The organism is Salibacterium sp. K-3 (assembly GCF_054052005.1).
The window spans coordinates 142,889-160,538 of record NZ_JBSVZE010000002.1 but is presented as its reverse complement, the minus strand read 5'-3'; the positions used below and the strand labels follow the sequence as shown (position 1 = coordinate 160,538).

The following is a 17,650-nucleotide window of genomic DNA, read 5'->3' as shown; positions in this document are numbered from 1 at the left end:
AAAATAGTAGGGAGGAAACCAGCTCTGTGATATAATAGCTGTACCACGAAGAAAGGAACGATGGCTATGCCGGAAGAAACGACACAGCTGCTGCACGCTCTTCTGGAAGGTCAGAAAGAAATCACCGCCGGCGTCAAATCACTGGTTGACCGCATGACAAGAATGGAAAACCGGTTTGACAAGTTGGATGTCAAAGTAGACAAGCTGGAAGTCAAAGTAGATAAGCTGGATAAAGGCCAGGACGAAATCAAGGAGCGTCTCTCTAAAGTGGAAAGTGGTGTCGACCTGCTTGCGATGAAAGGATGGCACCACGAACAGGACATATATGAAATGAAAAAGAAGCTGGAGCACAGCCGGACCAGCGACTGATAAAGAAACTAACATATATCCGGATGGGAAGTCCGCTGACCAGCAGCGCGCACGTCCTCGTCCGGATTTTTTTGTGGGAACGTTTGGGAGGCTTGCTTATGTTACGTTTTCGTAATCGGAAATGGGTGCAAACGTAACATAGGAAGGTTCATGCGGCCAAAACGCCGTTGAAAAGCAGAACAAACGTAATTATGGTGCATCCATGGTTACGTTTGCGCAGTGAAGCGAGCCTATAAACGTAACCATGAGTATCAGGCACTGCATTTTTTAAGAAGCTTTACGACAGAGCGTTCATGGTTTCCTTAAGGGTAAGGACGGAGTCGGCAAACTGCTGCTGCTCGGTGTCATTCAGGTTGATTTCGACAATGTCGCGGATGCCGCTTCGTCCGATCACGGCGGGAACACCGATATAAAGATCTTTTTCCCCGTATTCCCCGTTCAGGCAGGCGGATACAGGCAGGACGGCCTGCTCATCCCGAAGAATGGCGCTTGTGATCCGGGCGAGCGCCATCCCGATGCCGAAGTGGGTGGAACCTTTCCGTTGTATCATGTCATAAGCCGCGGTGCGTACTTTTTCAAAGATGGCCTCGAGCGGCTCATCTTCTGATTCCGCTTTTTCCTCGGCCATGGTCTGGATGTCTTTCATTCCCGCGGCGGCCCGGCTCCATACCGGAAGTGCCGTATCTCCGTGCTCGCCGATGACAGTGGCATGAATATTCCGGGCATCGATGTTGAAATATTCCCCGAGCATCGTCCGCAGCCGCACGGAATCGAGGACGGTGCCGGAGCCTATCACTCTTTCTGCCGGAAGCCCGGAAACATCTCGCGTCACCTGCGTTAAAATGTCGACGGGGTTGGTCGCGATAAGAAATATCCCGTCAAAGTCATGGGCCATGACATCGCCAACGATCGTTCGGAAGATGCCCGCATTTTTGGTGACCAGATCGAGACGTGTTTCGCCCGGTTTCTGGGAAGCTCCGGCTGTTATCACTATCAGATACGCGTCGCGGCAGTCCGTATAATCTCCGGTCCGTATGGTCACGGGAGCAGGAGCAAACGGCATGCCGTGCCGAAGGTCCATCGCTTCGCCATCCGCCTTATCCGTATCCACATCGATAAGCACTATTTCTCCGGCGTTGCCTTGATGCAGAAGGGAGTAAGCGTAGCTGCACCCCACGGCACCGGCTCCTATAATAACAACGCGTTCTCTTTGTTTCATGTCGTCTCCCTCCTCTTAACATGTGAATGATTTCACATTTACATCATAACATGTCGGTTGTGAAATGTTTCACATGAAATATGAAAATCATGTGACATGGTACTTGTTGGTTTAGAGTAGAAAGATGCAGGTAACAGTACAATCAGGAGTTCAAGACAGCAGCAGGAAGGAGCATTTACATGTCACTAAGGGACGACATTCATGCTTTAATTGACAGCCTCCCCGAAGAGAGCCTGGTAGAGGTCTATAACACTCTCTGGGACTACCGGGAAGAAGAGGAAAAAGAAATTCATGAAGAAGCCAAAATGGAAGTGCAGGCAGAACGCTCCCGGGACTGATCCAAGACGTACCATATGATTATACAGGCAGGAAATGCCGTGGTATGATGAATAAAGAGAAGAGAAAATTGTGGAAACATATCGAAAGGCGGGATACGCGATGATGAGTGAGAAACTGAAAGATGGATTAATTGAGCAGATGAACTATGAGTTTTATTCGGCCCACGCCTATATGGCAGCAGCGGCTTACTGCTCGGCGGAAAGCCTCGACGGGTTTGCGAATTTCTTTTTAGTGCAGGCTGAAGAGGAACGCTTTCACGGTATGAAATTCTATCACTTTCTGAATGACATGGGCGCGCGTGCGTACGTGCACGGCTTTGACAGCCCGAATAATGAATTTTTCTCCGTCCTGGATACGTTTCAAAAAGGACTGGAGCAGGAAAAAGACGTCACCCAGCGGATTTACAAGCTTGCTGATATGGCGCTTGACGAGCGCGAACACGCGACGATGAACTTTTTGAACTGGTTTATTGAAGAACAGATTGAAGAAGAGTCGCTGTTTGACGATCTCATTCAGAAACTGGAACGCATTGACAGCGACAGCAATGCGTTCTTCATGCTCGAAGAAGAGCTCGGCAAGCGTAAATTTGACGCATCCGCCCAGGAATAAGGTCCGCCTGCCGCCGCTTGCGGACATCTGTTCCGCTAAACGCCGGCAATACAGCTATTTAGAGGGACGGACATTGGTTCCGTTAATCGATAAAATTTCTTCTGAATTTACTCGAAAAGGGGATTATAACGTACCGGATGTCCGCCGGCTCCCCCTTTTACGCCAAAATAGAAAATATAACGGATCACATGTCCAACTGTTTCTTCAATAAAGGGTTCCGCTGCTGCAGCGGGGCCTTTTTTTGATCGGCAACCTGTTTATTCGATCATGAATTCGTCTTTGAGCAGATAGCCGGCCTGAGGAAAGCGGAGACCGGTTTTCCAGCCGCCGAGCCCTTTGAGATCGTACTTTTTGACGAGACGGTATTTAGCGAGAAGCGAACGGGCGTCTTCAAACCATACTTCATGAACGGCTCCGTTATTGTCCCGGTACCGGAAAGACGGTGTGGCCCGGTTCACGTGATACGTAATAGTGCTGAAATTTTTGGATGCCTTATTTAACGCCTCCTGCTGGGAATAGGCCGTGTTTTGTCCATCTTCTCCCGACACGAGCCAGTCGTAGGCATACATTGCAAATCCGAGATATATTTTATCCGCTGGAATAACTGATGAAGCATATTGAATGGTTTCATCTACTTTGTTTATCGGGGCAATCGGCCCTGCTTTACCTCCGGGCCAGCTCCAGTCATAGGTCATTAAAAAAACAAAGTCAGCATGGGTACCCAGCCCTTCATAATCGTAGGCAGCATGATGGGACGGCTCCCGGGCTCCCTGCATGGGCGGCAGCGCAAGACCTGTTTTTCCCCCGACCGCATCCATCCGCTTTCCCAATTCCCGTACAAACGTCTGGTAGGAACGACGATCCTGAACGTCCAGGCTTTCAAAATCAATAATGACACCCTTATACTGTTTCTCATCCACCAGATGGGCAATCTGACCGATCAAATGCTGCCGTTTTTCAGGATGGGAAAGAAGGGTGTGCGCAAGGGCGGCATCAAAACCTTCTTCCGTTAGATTTGTGATGGTGGCATATGGTGTCATTCCTTTTTTCCATGCGGTGGTCACAGCCTCGTCTCCGCTTAGGCGGCTTAACTGACCATTTTCGTCCGGACGGTATTCAAAAAAACCGACCGAGCTTAAATAGCGGCGGTAAAAGGTCAAGGCCTGTTCATTTTCCGCCGGAGTGGAAGGTTCGAAAAAAGCACCTGTGCGGATCCGTTGGCGGCGGCTTTCTGGAATGGTTAATGTCTGTCCGGGATGCAGGACAGAAGAGGACAGCCCGTTGATCTGCTGCAACCGGTCTGTGGAAGTCTGATGCAGGTTGGCGATGGTCCAGAGGGAATCCCCTTCTCTGACGATGTATTCCTGTCCGGGGAGCAGTAACGATTGTCCTGGAACGACTACGTCAGGATCCCGGATGCCGTTGATCCGCTGAAGGAGCTCCATGGATGTCCCATAATTACGGGAAATCTCCCACAAGCTGTCGTTTTCGTTTACGGTATATATGACAGCGGCTTTCATGGTTGATACCGGTACGGAAAAACAAAACACAGCAGCCACTACATAGATGATTATTTTCATATGGAAGGATCCTTTCTTTGAACCTGTCCCTTAGTGTTCCACTAATTGATCGAGCGGGACGGTTAATTCTTCATCCGGATATTCAAGCGAATAAATACGGGCGGTACGGCTGTCTTCATCGACATGCTGAATGTAGACAGACGTGCCGCCATAAGTAACCTCTGCCATGACTGGAGAAGCGGCAATATCTTGGGCGCGTAACACATCCATGGCTTATCACCTCCTCTGATGCTTTTTAGTATAACGATTCCCTCTTTCTCCTATTCGTCTCCATAATTCCACGAATTGCTTGATGTAACCTCCCACAACAAAAACACCTGTATTCATTATAATGAAGTATCACTTGGAAAGGAGTGATGCTTTAAATGAACAGCAGGAAGCTGGAACGCAAGAAAAAGGAACTGGAAAGTTTGCGTAAAAAGCTGAAAAAAATTGAACAGAGGATTGCTGAAGAAGAATCCAAATCCAATCGGTAGTTTTTTTTATTAAATTGTAAGAAAGGGAGAGCGTGTATGTCTGAATTCATGTCACGGCATGAAAAAAATATGAAGCATTTAAAAAAACGAAAAAAAGATTTATTGGAAAAATTAGCAGAATTGGAATTGCTTATTCAGAATATAGCTAAAGCCGAAGCAGAGGCTGAAGCAGAGAGTGAATCTGAATCCGAGTCTGAGGCAGAAGCGGAATCTGAAAGTGAATCAGAGTCGGAAGCTGAGGCGGAATCCGAAGCGGAGTCCGAATCCGAGGCAGAAGCGGAATCTGAAAGTGAATCGGAGTCGGAAGCTGAGGCGGAATCTGAAGCGGAGTCCGAATCCGAGGCAGAAGCGGAATCTGAAAGTGAATCAGAGTCGGAAGCTGAGGCAGAATCCGAATCTGAAGCAGAGTCCGAGTCAAAGGCAGAAGCGGAATCCGAAAGTGAGTCGGAGTCGGAAGCTGAGGCAGAATCCGAATCTGAAGCAGAGTCCGAGTCAAAGGCAGAAGCGGAATCTGAAAGTGAATCGGAGTCGGAAGCTGAGGCAGAATCCGAATCTGAAGCGGAGTCCGAGTCCGAGGCAGAATCTGAATCCGAAGTCGATTCCAAAATCATAGGATTTGCTGAGGCGGAGGCAGAAGCCGAAGCGGAAGCCGAGGCAGAAGCAGAAGCTGAAGCCGAAGCGGAAGCCGAGGCAGAAGCAGAAGCTGAAGCGGAAGCAGAAGCCGAGGCAGAAGCAGAAGCTGAAGCGGAAGCCGAAGCCGAGGCAGAAGCAGAAGCCGAGGCAGAAGCCGAAGCCGAGGCGGAAGCCGAAGCCGAGGCAGAAGCAGAAGCCGAAGCGGAAGCCGAAGCCGAGGCAGAAGCAGAGGCCGAGGCAGAAGCAGAAGCCGAGGCGGAAGCCGAAGCGGAAGCCGAAGCCGAGGCAGAAGCAGAAGCCGAAGCGGAAGCCGAAGCCGAGGCAGAAGCAGAAGCCGAAGCGGAAGCAGAGGCCGAGGCAGAAGCCGAGGCTGAGGCAGAAGCAGAAGCCGAGGCAGAAGCCGAAGCCGAGGCAGAAGCAGAAGCCGAAGCCGAGGCGGAAGCAGAGGCCGAGGCGGAAGCAGAGGCTGAGGCAGAAGCCGAAGCCGAGGCAGAATCTGAAGCGGAATCAGATGCAGAATCCGATGCTGATGCAGCAGCAGATATCGATGGAGAAGCAGAGGCCGAGGCGGAAGCAGAGGCCGAGGCGGAAGCAGAGGCTGAGGCGGAAGCCGAAGCCGAAGCGGAGGCAGAAGCAGAAGCCGAGGCAGAAGCAGAGGCCGAGGCGGAAGCAGAGGCTGAGGCGGAAGCAGAGGCCGAGGCAGAAGCAGAGGCCGAGGCAGAAGCAGAGGCCGAGGCAGAAGCAGAGGCTGAGGCAGAAGCCGAAGCGGAGGCAGAAGCCGAAGCGGAAGCAGAGGCAGAAGCCGAGGCGGAAGCAGAATCTGAGTCCGAATCCCAAACGAGTTTTGATGATAACGAGATAAAAGCAGAAGCCGGCGGCAATACGCTGAAAACCGGCAATAATACGATGGTGAATGTTTCAAACAGCGGAGTTACAACCATAGCCACTGCCATTTCAACATTGGCTCTGCTGGAAGCGATGAGCGGAAACGAAACGGATCTGAACAGCATGATCAATCGATTAACAGAGACGCTGCATGTATTAAGCAGGGAAGACAATAACAAAAGCCAGGTTCTATCCGATGTGATGGAAGCTTTAAACCATAAGCAGGAGGGATAACGTGGCAAAAAGAAATGTGTCGCGCAGCTCTATCCCTGTAAAACCCGGGAAAAATGAAATGACAGTAAAATTACGGAATGATAGTGTCAATCATCAAACGAGACAGCTCCGTGTCAATGCTTATGACAAAGATGATGATCAAAAAGAACCACTGCCCATCTACCACAACGGGAAAAAAACAAAATCTGTCGTTCTGACACCGGAACAGGGGAAGCTGTATACTATTGATGTAACAGGTGTGAAGAGAAAAGTCGTATTTGAAGCGATACAGACTAAGGGAGGAAAAGGCCTCTCTGTAAAATCAAAAAATGCCGGAAATGTGAACGCCGAAATCCGGATCAAATAGATCAACATGGGACTGCTCTGTTGGAGCAGTCCTTTTTATGAAGGAAGACAGGCCGTTTCGCCGATAAAATAGAAATCCCGCCGATATTTCACCCGAAACCGCCGATAAAAACCAGCATTCCGCCGAAATATTTCGTTTTCCGCCGATATAGCGACAACTTCCGCCAGCAAGTATAATAGAAGAAAAAAGGAGGAAGAAACATGGCAGATCTTACGTATGAAATCGTGGAACATATCGGAGTGGTGTCGGAATCCCCGAAAGGCTGGACGAAAGAATTGAACCGGGTCACCTGGAACAACCGGGAGCCGAAATACGATTTGAGAGACTGGGCACCCGGACGGGAGAAAATGGGAAAAGGCGTCACCCTCACAAACGAAGAACTCCAGCAGCTTAAAGAACTGCTTCAACAAAAAATATGACGTTTTCTGCCGAACCTCCCCTAAAATATTGCAGAAAAGTGACGATGTAAATAGTAAGAAACTCATAGGGGGAAGGTTAACGATGATGTTCAGGGATATTTTTCAGAAAAAAAAGAAAGATGCACGCCGCGCGATGATAAAGGAAATAGAAGACGAACTGCGGCAGCTCCCGCATCCGATACAGTATGTGCGCGATGTCCCTGTACACAGCGCCTCCGGTGCGGCAGCCATCGATTATATTATCCTGTCCCCCTGCGGTATATTTGTAGTAAACCAGCGCACCGAAACCGGACACATTCAGGCGGACATGGAACAAAAAACCTGGTACGTAAATGACACGGTGGCAATAGCGAACCCCTTCTGCCGGCTGAACGAATGGAGGGAGACGATCCAGACGAGGATCCCTCCGCAGTATCATGAGTATTTTATCTCCATCGTTTCCTTTCTAGCCCCCTCTACCTTTGAGACCGCGCCGGTTTGGCGGAAAAGCAGTTCCAGCCGGATTCTGATGCATCACAAAGAACTATCCGAATATATCCAGCGCAAAATGTTTATCACACGGTTTCAGCATCAAAGACCATTACTGGGTGAAGAAACGATCTTGACATTGTATGATACCTTAGCATCCACTCCGGCAGAACAGCGGTAAAATCCTTCGTTTCCAGCAGGAAGCGGAGTTTTTTTTATCAATTGCGATGACGAACATACATACATCACGGACATCTGTTCCGTTATATGCTGTTATATCTTCGTTTATGGTGGTCAATCGGACATTGGTTTCGTTATCATAGCCTTTTCCTTCTAAAACTGCTTGAAAAAGAGGATATAGCGTACTGAATGTCCGATCGGCCCTTTGAAACCGCAGAAAAAGAAAAAATAGCGCATCAGATGTCCGTCTGTGGGTCCTCGAGAGGGTCGGTATGCCGGCCCTCTTTTCTATCCGGAAGATACGGTTTGAGGTGCTGTTTCCATTCTTCAATCAGCGCGGTCGTTTCTTCCCTCCAACGGCGTTCATACTGGAGTTCTTCCTTGTATTGTTCTTTCTCTTTCCGCAGCTGTTCTTTCTTCTCTGCTTCTTCCTTTAATATGGTTCTCAGCCGGTCGACCTGCCGTTGCAGGGATGCGTTTTCGGCCTTAGCTGTATCCAGAGACGTACGGTACTCTTCCCGGGCGGTAACGGCTTCCTTTACATCTTCAGCGAGGCGGCGGTTGGCGTGCTGCAAGTCTTTCACCTGCCTTTTTTCCAGGTCTTCCATATGCCGGGTCAGACGATCCACCTTATCATTCAGATGGCTGTTTTCCGACGTCAATGTATTGATCTGGTGATAGGCGGGGTCTTTGTCGAACGCCTGCAGGCGGCTTCTGTACTTCGCCGCTTCCGCTTTGTAATAAATGATCTGCTGCTGCAGGTGGAAGTGTTCATCCGACGCTGTGTCCGCAGACGGGCGTTGTCTGTCCTCCATCCTTATCCCTCCTGTCTCTGGTATATGTATGAATAAAGGATGGGCGGCGTGAAAAAAAGCCCGTGAACCGGCGGGGTTCACGGGCCATTCCGAAACATACTCATGGGGGGAACGAACGGACGGACGTTGAGGGGTAAAAAACATATATGATAACAGGGAACCTCATGGGTTCCATGGAAAAATCAGTTGCTTTTGTCAGTCAGGTCGTGAGGTCGTGAGTTATCCCTCCTTTCACGATCAGCATATGGCAGCAGGAGAAGAGGTGCCAATCGTTTCACCCAAGCCGCCGGAAAACGTGCTCATGCCTTGTCTGCAAACGAGAGGCGGATGGCATTGCTAGAGGGAAAAGACTGATTGTGATTTTCAAAATATGCTGCGGCTTGAATGACCGTCGTGTCGGAATCGGCGGGGTGGTCCATGATGAGCTGCAGTTTGGGAAGCGCAAGGGACCCGGCGGGGGGAATACGGACACGGTCAATGGGACGGATCCAATATTCTCCGCGTTCTTCGGCCGTTTCGAGCCAGTTCTCCTCCATAAACTGCCATCCTTTTGTCCCCGCTTCGGACTGCACGCCGAGAACCTCCGTCTGCTGCGGCGGAAGAATCTGTCCGCCGATCTGCACTCCCGCCACCGGATTGGTTTTCAGGCAGAAACGAGGCTGGTCGAGAGGCGTGTCTCCGGCATTTTTTATGATCAGTTCGCCGGTCACGAGAAACGAGCTGCTCTCTTTGGAGGTGTGCACGGTATAGTCAAAAAAGACATCGGCCTGTGCCTGCTGCTTGGACGGAGCAGGCGCCGCTTTTTTTTCTGCAGGGGCCGGGGTTTTCTTTTTTTCTGGAGGAGCCGGTTCCTTTCGAAAAAATCCACCCAGGTGCACATCAGAGAGAGAAGTGGCTGTGACTCGTTTTCGTTCCATAAAATACCGGCTGATCCCCATGACGAGAAATATACTGAGTGATGAGCTGAACGTCTGCCATTGGGTTTGGCTGTTATCTTCCGGCAGGTGGCAGACGATGCGCAGCAGCGGCGCGGGCAGGCGCTGTTTTTCACGCTTCCAGGTTACGTGAAAGGGCAGGGGAGAGTTTTGTTTCTCGATTCTTGCCTTGATGTCTTTCATTTCGTTCGGCAGATAATAGAAAATCGTGACGTGCGGTTCATTCGTGTCTTCGCTGAACTCCGTCGAAAACGGGAACAGATGCAGATGGTCGTTCTGCCCGAGCGTTTCCCGGTCGGTTTCATGTACGGTGAGCCCCGTAGAGGCGGACCATTTCTTCAGCTGTCTGCGTAAATCCTGTTCATAAGGACGGTTCTCTTCTTCCCGGACCACGGATAGATGTCCTCCGCTTAACCCTCCCTGTATATCTATTGATTTTTCCTCCAGATTCCACCGGGTTTCAAATCCAGCGTCCCGGCAGTGATGCAGAAAGGGAAGAAGCTGCGATTCTTCGATCTCTCCTATTTTTTCCTGATGGAACTTTACGTCCAGTTTCATGGCCCTGCCACCTTTCTTTCGTCCATGGGATTCTTTTTCAGCATATGAAAGATAAGGGGGCGGCAAGAACCACTACAGGCAGGACGATTGCTGATTTCGGCAAAACTACACTGCCTGCCTATACCAAAAGGAACCTGCCTCCATATTCTGTAGTGTGTAAAGCACTATACTCATGGGGAAGGAAGGATAGAAGTGAAAAAACGCAGGCCTATCAAGGGTACTCCGACGCCAAAGCCGATCCCGCTTGATCCCAATGATCTGGCGCCTGAATGTATCCGCGTGGATAAAGTCTATGACTGGGTCTTTTTCTCGAACCGGTATGAAAACAAAAACTTCATTCCGGATGAAGGATGCCGTACAGCTGTCAATGAAGCACTGATCGCCGGCGAGGATGTGGATGTAACATGCACGCCGCCCGATTCGAAAGATGTAATCTGCAATGCCACAATTGTTAAAAACGGGAACCCCGGCAAGGTGGCGATTGTCTGGACCGTTCCCGTCCAGGTGACGGTGCGTATCAACGGCAGTAACGTATGTACCTTTACCGTCCGTACACAGTTCGATGATGAAATCATGCTCTGTGTTCCGGAAGGTATTACCGATGACAACATCAACTGCCGTGCAACGGATGTGCTGTGCCGCAGCAACCGTCCGTTGATGGGACCGGATCCGTTCGGACCAATGGTTCCGCTGAAAGTACTGCTCTGTAAAGAGGTTCAGGTGGAATTCCCGGTTAAGCTGGAAGTGCTGGCGAAGTTCTGCTTCCCGCGTCCTGATGATATTCCAAAGCCGCCTGATATGCTCGAATGTCCGCTTGATGCGTTTGAATTCCCGCCGCAGTGTCCGGACATTTTCCCGCCGAATAACTGTGAATGCCAGGCCACGGCGCTGGCGAAGAAGGAAGAAACCCTCGCCACGTTTGGTACAGACGGCACGATGATCACCGGTCTATCGACCCTTGAAGCAGAAATCTGTCAGGAATGTGCGCTCGCGGACAGTGAGTTTTCCTACTCCTTCAAGGACACGGATGATGATGAGAACGGCCCGACACCGACACCGTCGCCGAACGATTTCAGTTTCACCTTTGACCCGACTTCAATTGAATCCGCTGAATGTGATATTGAAGGGGAATCGGTCACGGTCTTCGGGGAAGGACAGCGGTTCTTTAACGGTATTCCGGAGCATGTGTTCTATGAACTGCGCATCTTTAACAGTCCGGAAAGCTTCCAGCTGATCCTCCGGAACGGCGCCGGAACGCAGGTGTTTGACAGCGGCATCGTGGATGCGCTGGTCCGTTATTCAGAATGTGACACATTTGCCGACCTTTTGAATAACAATGACAATAATAACGGCTGAATCGAAAAAATTGTTTCAAATTAGATAATGCAGAGAGGGCATTGGCTGCAGGCGGACGCTTTCCGCGGGCACGGCTCGAGCCTCCTCGAACGGTCCCCGTTCTGCGGGGTCTCGAGACTCGTGCTGTTCCCGCTGGAGTCGCCGCCTTCCGCTTCTGCCCATCATTTTCAATATAAAAAGCAACGTCTGGAACAGCTTTTTACATAAAAAATTATTACGTATAGAAAGAGGGGACTTGGTATGACGACTGGACAGGAGGAGAGCAGGCTTCCATTTTACACCTTGGTTCATGTGGAAAAGAAGATTGGTTCACGGCTGCCGCGCCTGCAGGCTGTCAGGCAGGATCCGGTAGAAAACGCCGCCTCGGTTCAAAAGGAGCCGCCAAAAGAACTTGCGGATCTCTTTTTGCATATCGAAGAAGCGCTCCAGGGGATGCAGCAGGAGAAGAAGGAGCAGCACCGGCTGATTCGAAGCCTGGAAGAAAAGGAGTCCATGCTCCGGAGGGACCGCTCCCGTCTGCAGGCCGAGCGTGACCGCTATCACCGGAAATGGGATGCGTCCCGGAAAATGACCGGACATCTTCATCAGGAAAATAAACGGGTGCGCCGGCTGCTTCAGGAACATATCCGCGGTATGCAGGCCGGCCTCCTTGCAGAACAGAAAGCGCTGGAGCGGTCGAATGGTATCGGGAGGCAGTACCAGCTGACTGCTGAAGCAGAAACAGTGAAAAATGAAGGCCTGGAATCCGGTATGACGCTGTTACGGCTGGAAACTGAATCGCAGAACATGTGTCACCGGGCAGAAGAACTGGAAGAAAGGTGGGAAGAGGCCATGAAGGAACAAAAAAGCTGGTGGAAGCAGCTGCGGATGCTGATGGATCCTGAAACATGGGAAGCGGCTCAGGAACGAATGGAGAAGCTCGGAGAAGATGTGAAACGGCTGCAGGCCGACACCGAAGAATGGCATAAAAAAATCGATGAGCTGCAGAAGAAACTTTACGACAACAAAGAAAAAGAAGCGGAACTGCGGGAACTGCTGCAGGAAGGAACCGGCATCATCCGGGAACTGCAGCAGAACGATCAGCCTGCTCACGAAAAGAAAGAGTGGGAGCAGCTGAAAAAGGAAAATGAACGGCTTCGAGCGGAACGATCGCAGAAAGAAAAGAACGTCGATCCAACCCTGCAGGAAACATTGAAAAAGCAGGAGAAAGAAAACCGCATGCTCCAGAAAAAAACAGCGGAACAGGAAAAGATGCTGCAGGCCCTTCGGCAGAAAAAAGACCGAAGCAGGCAGCCAGCTCCCTCTGAGCAGCCGGCTCCGCAAGAGGAACAGGCGTACCGCGTTCCGATGTCTTCCACATCGAGATCGACGGTGTTTAATCCTTACAAATACGCAGATCACGCCAAAAGGGGGGGATGAGTCCAAATGAGTCCGGATCAGGTTAAACGTCTGTACCGAAAAAAGAAATCCGCCGCTGCACAGCTGCCGTTGAAAAAGACGAGAACCAAGCGCCGCGGCTGCGGCTGCGGAAGCTGATCATGAGTGCAGCCTGTTCGAAGGAGCAGGCTGCTTTTTCCGTGTTGGAGGGGTCTTTTTTTAGAGACAAACCCCGGTGCAGTCTGTCTGCAATGATAGGATAACGACCATCCTATTCGGCCTCGGTAGTAAAAATGTCTACAACGTTATGATACGGGACACTATTTTGCCGTCCTCAAGAAAAATGTCCACCAAATCATGTTGGTGGACAGGTAAGAATGGTAAATGGCCGGAAAATGAGCCGAAACTTCCGGCGCGTATGATTCAGTTTGTCTGCAGCAGCTGCTGCAGCCGCTGAATCTCACGGACGGGGTGGATGCGCATCATTGTCTTGAAAAGCGGATCGTTGTAGTACACCATCAGCTTCTTTTTCAAAGAAGGATAGGGCGGAAGCCGGTGAACCGGATTGTGCGGTCCGTGCGTGACATAGGAGTCAAACCGTTCGGTGCCGTTTCGGATGATGCCGAGATGAAAGCCGTGATGAGGGCGGTAAGGATACTTTTCAATACGCCCGAAACCGATATGCTTTTTGATCCATTGATACAAAACCTGTTCATTACCTCCACCCTTTTCAATTTGTACTGCCAGCTTGCGGGGATGTTCCCGGTAGTAATTGAGAACCTCGTTCATTTTTTTGTAATAAGGTTTCGTCTGAAAGAAATGCAGGCCGCTGAGACGCTGCGCCCCGGAACGGATCTGATTGCTGTAAGGCAGATTGATCTTTTTGCAGTGTCGTTTATGGCTTTCGAAGAGACCCGGGGTTTCGTTCACGATCAAAAAATCGACATCGCCGATATACACAGATTCAAAGTTTTTATACTGGTGGAACGGCACGAGAAATCTCATCATCTTACCGACCTGCCGGTTATCCGTATCGATCCGGGCAAAATAGTTTTCATAGACAGTGAAGCGGCCGGATAATTTCTGTCTCACTTTCATGAGGCAGCGTTGCTCCGAAGGAGACAGCGTGGTGTTGGTAAAAACTTTCACGTAGTAGGATGGATAGCTTTTAAGCACACTGTAAATGAAATAAGGAATATACTTCGTATAACTCCCGAAAACGGTAACGGAAACACATAAAGGATCCAATGACTGCTCCTCCTTTCCAAGTATTAATGTTTTAACCGGAACAGGGTATAAAGCCAATCGTTGATCGTCTGTTCCACAGTCCAGTGCTCGAGAATGTTCCGGGCGGCGTCCTGTTTCATCGCGGCGAGTGTTTGTGGATGCTGCTCGAGCCACCTGATTTTGTTAATGAAATCTTTCGGGTGATGCGAATCCAGAACAAACGGCTTCCCGCGTGGCGGCGTAATTTTTTTCACGTAGCCGACATTCGTGGAAAGGACGGGAACGCCGCAGGCGTTTGCTTCCATGGCTGGTGCGGGACCGCCCTCATTGGAAGACGTAATCATAAGGAGATCCAGACTTCTGTAGAACGACGGCATCTTTTCCGGAGATACCCGTGAGGTGCGGGATGCTTCCCGGAACTTCACCCGGGGATCTTTCTGAAAAAAAGCCTTCACCGGCTGATACAGCGTCTCATAGTTTTTCACGCCTCTTGTATTGTTACCGGCCCAGCCGATGACAAGTTTATTGCCCGAAGATGCCCGAAAAGCAGCTGGATAAAACCGGTTCGTATCCACGAACTGGCGGATATAGGCCACCTTCCTGTCAGGAACAAGGCGTTGGACTTCCTGAGCCAATTTCGGATTGATCGCGCCGAAACGCCGGATCGGCTTCATTACCGTCTGAATAAACCGGGAATCGGGAAGGACGGCATCCTTCCACTCCCGGAATGTGTCATGGTTTTTCATAAAATAGTTGTACGATCCGATCTGGGACGCATCGACCCGGACGCGGAGCCGGTACAAAAGCTGCGCCAGCCCCAGGCTCAGCGTCGCTATGACCGTATACGTGCGGTTGATGAAAGCAGCGCCTTTTTTCTTGACCAGCTCTTTGATTTTCCGGTTGGAGGCAATCTCCAGGGAAGGATGCCGACTCTGGAGAATACGAGCTTTCGTGCCGAGTACCCACCAGTCGTAATCGTAGACGAGCAGATGTTTTTTCATGATGAGATGTGTCCTCCTTTCAGCGTAATGACAGGAAAAAACGTTCCCAGTCGTGTTTACAGATGCGCCACGTCCAGTTTTGCAGCACCGTCCGGCGGATGTTTTCTGTCATGGCCTGCTTTTTTTCCGGATGGTTCAGTAGCTGCTGCACCGCGCGCCGGATGGCCACGGCGTTTCTCGGCACGATGATGCCGTTCTGCTGATGTTGTATCAGTTCCGGAACGAAGCCCACTTTGGTGGATATGATCGGAACACCACAGGAGGCTGCTTCAAGGACTGGATTGGGAAGCCCTTCCGAGCGGCTGGAACAGATGAAACAGTCCAGCTGCTGATAGAACGGCACCATTTGTGCATGAGGCACGAACCGCTCTTTGAAGGTCCGGATGTCGAGCTTTACAGGAAGGTCTTTCAATGCCTTGCGCACGATGTCATAGCCTTTGAGTTCCCGGTAATTCGGCTTGTCGATGCGGCCGGCCCATCCGACAGTGAAGGTGTTATTCTTTTTCACCGGATCCGGCCGGAACTTTTTATGATGGATGCCGATTCGAGTTTTATAGATGGAGCGGACGGGCGCCAGTGTCTGGATAATGTCTCCGGACCAGGCGTTGATGCCGCGGAACTGGTTCAGGTACGTGTGGAAACTGGTTTTGAACGATCCATCGGGATTTCTCTGTCCATCATATAACCGTTCGGAGGTAATGGCACTGGCCATCTTGTCGTACGGAATCCCTTTGCTGTAAAGCTTCCGGGCAATACTCAGTGACATCGGATAAATCAGGTCGTAACGCTTCTGATCGCGGGCGGTGACGTCCTGGAGGTATTTCCGTTGCAGCTGTACATGCTTGAATTCCAGTCCGGCCAGGTCCCGGGCGCGGTTGTCAAATGCCCACTTCGGGATGGCGGGAACGAGCAGCACTTTCATAACATCCCTCCTCTCTATTTCTTCTTTTCCAGCGGATAAACTGGAAATCCGCGGAGCGTGAAGTCGGCAATACCGGGCAGTTTGTGATAATTCGACGGCTGGTAGTACACGGTCTTTTTCAGCATGGCGCCGGCGATCATCACATGGGCTCTGTCCGTGTAAACCGTGTCATGGTCTGCGATCACGCGCAGAAAACTGTCCAGATCTCCGGCGGTTCTTGAGATGTCCCTGTTTTTCCTGCTTTTAAATTCTTCATTTTTAATACGTTCCCGGTCGGTGCGGTAGGCCGTCAATGTTCCCTTTCCTTTTTTCAGATGGCTGGAATAGTCGTAAAAAAAGGCACAGTCATAGGCAAGATCCGAACGGCAGAGATCTTTTATCTTTTTATAGGAAAGGAGTTCGCGTGCAAATACCAGCGCTTTTGTCCGGGCCAGTGCTTTTTTGACAGCAGGAAGCGTGATATCAAACGACGACGGAATCAGGATCACGTGCTCGAATCGTTCTTCAATCATCGGCAGCAATTCCGGCATCGCATGGTGGGCGCGGCACCAGCCGCCCGGACCTGCGACGACGGCGGTCTCCCCCTCGGCCTTGTCGATACTGCTGCGGGGGATTTCCCGGTAAGGTATTCCTGATAATAAGCGGCGCAGTCCGGCCCATATAAGATGATCCCCGAGATTGCCGCCGGGATTGACGAACGTAAGATCCTCCGCTGTCTCCAGTTGCCGGCGCAGTTTTTTTCTGCTTGTCTCCAGCCCTTCCTGAAACGAATCAAATCCTTCAGGTAATTTGGTCATTTCTGTCCCTCCTTTCGGTTACGGGAGATCAAATGCTGGATTCGTTTCTTATCGCCTTCTGCCTGCAGATAAAGATCTCTTCGTTTTTTGTTGTTTTTATAATTAGGGTTTCGTTTGCCGCCGACATGCGGATGCCATAAATGATACAGTGTTTTTTTCATTCGTTTGTAAGGGCCGCACAACGTGTTCATCGCGCTCATAAAGGCACGGTCTTCCCCGCCCCAGCCGATGAAACGTTCATCAAATCCGTGGATCCTTTCGAAATGTTTCCGCGGGACGATGTTGAATCCCCCGACACATGGAGTGCGGGGAGCCGGCTGCTTGATTCTTTCACAGTCTCCATGACCGGGATGCGGCAGCACAGGTTCCCTGCTCCGTACACGTTCGGAGGCCGTGCGGCTGAGATAACAGACGTTGTCGTATGGGATGACCCATGGGTGCTTGTTCAATAATTTTTCAGCTGATGCCGCGATCGAAGGATCAAAGACTAGATCGGCATCAATAATGAAATAAATCGGCCGCGTTGCTTTCCGTGCAGCATCATTCACCGCCTGTGCCCTTGAAAACAGGGAGGAGCGGCTCCGGCCGATACAGATTTGTGCCTCCGGAAGGTATTTATGATAAAACGCCAGTATCCATTGAAATGCCTGATCCCTTGGCCCGTTATCCGGTTCGTAGGGAATCAGGAGAGAAATGGACCGTGACATGTCATACCACCTCTTTTTTTTCATGCGGGGCTGTCGTGGGGTGACAGACCCCTCATGAGCAGAAATATGTTCAACCGCAGAAAAGGAAACGGCATTTACCTGCCGGTGCAGCCGCCAATTTTCCGGTACGGCCGGCAGTTGTCCGGTGCCGGCAGTTTTTTTTTACATAGAATGCCGTGAACATGAAACCTTGTTCAG

Annotated in this window: 20 protein-coding genes; 10 read left to right on the top strand and 10 right to left on the bottom strand. The window is 50.7% G+C overall.

Annotation, left to right across the window (positions count from 1 at the left end):
- The first annotated feature begins 60 nt into the window (after positions 1-60).
- Complete coding sequence (locus ACW9JV_RS12930; protein ID WP_457335091.1) at positions 61-369, top strand: hypothetical protein; 309 nt, start codon at positions 61-63, stop codon at positions 367-369.
- A gap of 277 nt (positions 370-646) precedes the next feature.
- Here the strand turns inward: ACW9JV_RS12930 and ACW9JV_RS12925 are convergent, their stop codons facing one another.
- The gene (locus ACW9JV_RS12925; RefSeq protein WP_457335089.1) at positions 647-1,588 is read right to left on the bottom strand and encodes an L-lactate dehydrogenase; all 942 of its coding nucleotides are present in this window, start codon (positions 1,586-1,588) and stop codon (positions 647-649) included.
- Between the two features lie 179 nt (positions 1,589-1,767).
- On the opposite strand from ACW9JV_RS12925, the gene ACW9JV_RS12920 reads away from it, so the two are divergent.
- A complete protein-coding gene (locus ACW9JV_RS12920; protein ID WP_457335087.1) occupies positions 1,768-1,926 on the top strand; it encodes a hypothetical protein in 159 nt (52 codons plus the stop codon).
- 100 nt (positions 1,927-2,026) lie between these two features.
- Positions 2,027-2,536: a ferritin gene (locus tag ACW9JV_RS12915; RefSeq protein ID WP_457336052.1), complete on the top strand. Its 510-nt coding sequence runs from the start codon at positions 2,027-2,029 to the stop codon at positions 2,534-2,536.
- A 257-nt stretch (positions 2,537-2,793) separates the two neighbouring features.
- Here the strand turns inward: ACW9JV_RS12915 and ACW9JV_RS12910 are convergent, their stop codons facing one another.
- Complete coding sequence (locus ACW9JV_RS12910; protein ID WP_457335085.1) at positions 2,794-4,116, bottom strand: LysM peptidoglycan-binding domain-containing protein; 1,323 nt, start codon at positions 4,114-4,116, stop codon at positions 2,794-2,796.
- Positions 4,117-4,146: 30 nt separating this feature from the next.
- Positions 4,147-4,326 (bottom strand): H-type small acid-soluble spore protein, encoded by a 180-nt coding sequence (locus ACW9JV_RS12905; protein WP_457335083.1) that lies wholly within the window; start codon positions 4,324-4,326, stop codon positions 4,147-4,149.
- Positions 4,327-4,628: 302 nt separating this feature from the next.
- On the opposite strand from ACW9JV_RS12905, the gene ACW9JV_RS12900 reads away from it, so the two are divergent.
- The 4 genes from ACW9JV_RS12900 to ACW9JV_RS12885 all read left to right on the top strand — a co-directional run bounded on the left by ACW9JV_RS12900 (position 4,629) and on the right by ACW9JV_RS12885 (position 7,758).
- The gene (locus ACW9JV_RS12900) at positions 4,629-6,344 is read left to right on the top strand and encodes a hypothetical protein (protein ID WP_457335081.1); all 1,716 of its coding nucleotides are present in this window, start codon (positions 4,629-4,631) and stop codon (positions 6,342-6,344) included.
- 1 nt (position 6,345) lies between these two features.
- Positions 6,346-6,690 (top strand): hypothetical protein, encoded by a 345-nt coding sequence (locus ACW9JV_RS12895; RefSeq protein WP_457335079.1) that lies wholly within the window; start codon positions 6,346-6,348, stop codon positions 6,688-6,690.
- A 200-nt stretch (positions 6,691-6,890) separates the two neighbouring features.
- Positions 6,891-7,109, top strand: coding sequence for a YdbC family protein (locus tag ACW9JV_RS12890; protein ID WP_457335077.1), 219 nt, complete (start codon positions 6,891-6,893; stop codon positions 7,107-7,109).
- Positions 7,110-7,191: 82 nt separating this feature from the next.
- Positions 7,192-7,758, top strand: coding sequence for a nuclease-related domain-containing protein (locus ACW9JV_RS12885; protein WP_457335075.1), 567 nt, complete (start codon positions 7,192-7,194; stop codon positions 7,756-7,758).
- A 235-nt stretch (positions 7,759-7,993) separates the two neighbouring features.
- Here the strand turns inward: ACW9JV_RS12885 and ACW9JV_RS12880 are convergent, their stop codons facing one another.
- Entirely contained in the window at positions 7,994-8,572 is a 579-nt protein-coding gene (locus ACW9JV_RS12880; RefSeq protein ID WP_457335073.1) for a hypothetical protein, read from the bottom strand.
- 299 nt (positions 8,573-8,871) lie between these two features.
- Positions 8,872-10,065 carry a hypothetical protein gene (locus ACW9JV_RS12875; protein ID WP_457335071.1) on the bottom strand — a complete coding sequence of 398 codons (1,194 nt, stop codon included), beginning with the start codon at positions 10,063-10,065 and terminating at the stop codon, positions 8,872-8,874.
- Between the two features lie 192 nt (positions 10,066-10,257).
- Here ACW9JV_RS12875 and ACW9JV_RS12870 point away from each other — a divergent pair, with 192 nt between their 5' ends.
- Together ACW9JV_RS12870 and ACW9JV_RS12865 are read left to right on the top strand one after the other, a co-directional pair.
- Positions 10,258-11,421, top strand: coding sequence for a BMQ_0737 family morphogenetic spore coat protein (locus tag ACW9JV_RS12870; protein ID WP_457335069.1), 1,164 nt, complete (start codon positions 10,258-10,260; stop codon positions 11,419-11,421).
- Between the two features lie 240 nt (positions 11,422-11,661).
- Positions 11,662-12,840 (top strand): hypothetical protein, encoded by a 1,179-nt coding sequence (locus ACW9JV_RS12865; RefSeq protein ID WP_457335067.1) that lies wholly within the window; start codon positions 11,662-11,664, stop codon positions 12,838-12,840.
- 381 nt (positions 12,841-13,221) lie between these two features.
- Here ACW9JV_RS12865 and ACW9JV_RS12860 read toward each other — a convergent pair whose 3' ends face one another.
- Genes ACW9JV_RS12860 through ACW9JV_RS12840 form a run of 5 tightly spaced genes read right to left on the bottom strand, consistent with a single transcriptional unit; the run spans position 13,222 to position 17,452 of the window.
- Positions 13,222-14,046, bottom strand: coding sequence for a hypothetical protein (locus ACW9JV_RS12860; RefSeq protein WP_457335065.1), 825 nt, complete (start codon positions 14,044-14,046; stop codon positions 13,222-13,224).
- A 23-nt stretch (positions 14,047-14,069) separates the two neighbouring features.
- The gene (locus ACW9JV_RS12855; protein WP_457335063.1) at positions 14,070-15,026 is read right to left on the bottom strand and encodes a glycosyltransferase family 4 protein; all 957 of its coding nucleotides are present in this window, start codon (positions 15,024-15,026) and stop codon (positions 14,070-14,072) included.
- Positions 15,027-15,045: 19 nt separating this feature from the next.
- Positions 15,046-15,948, bottom strand: a complete 903-nt coding sequence (locus ACW9JV_RS12850; protein WP_457335061.1) for a glycosyltransferase — start codon at positions 15,946-15,948, stop codon at positions 15,046-15,048.
- A 14-nt stretch (positions 15,949-15,962) separates the two neighbouring features.
- Positions 15,963-16,745 carry a polysaccharide pyruvyl transferase family protein gene (locus ACW9JV_RS12845; protein ID WP_457335059.1) on the bottom strand — a complete coding sequence of 261 codons (783 nt, stop codon included), beginning with the start codon at positions 16,743-16,745 and terminating at the stop codon, positions 15,963-15,965.
- A complete protein-coding gene (locus tag ACW9JV_RS12840; protein WP_457335057.1) occupies positions 16,742-17,452 on the bottom strand; it encodes a galactosyltransferase-related protein in 711 nt (236 codons plus the stop codon). The genes ACW9JV_RS12845 and ACW9JV_RS12840 overlap by 4 nt, the downstream gene beginning before the upstream one ends.
- 54 nt (positions 17,453-17,506) lie before the next feature.
- Here ACW9JV_RS12840 and ACW9JV_RS12835 point away from each other — a divergent pair, with 54 nt between their 5' ends.
- Positions 17,507-17,632: a hypothetical protein gene (locus tag ACW9JV_RS12835; protein WP_457335055.1), complete on the top strand. Its 126-nt coding sequence runs from the start codon at positions 17,507-17,509 to the stop codon at positions 17,630-17,632.
- The last annotated feature ends 18 nt before the right edge of the window (positions 17,633-17,650 follow it).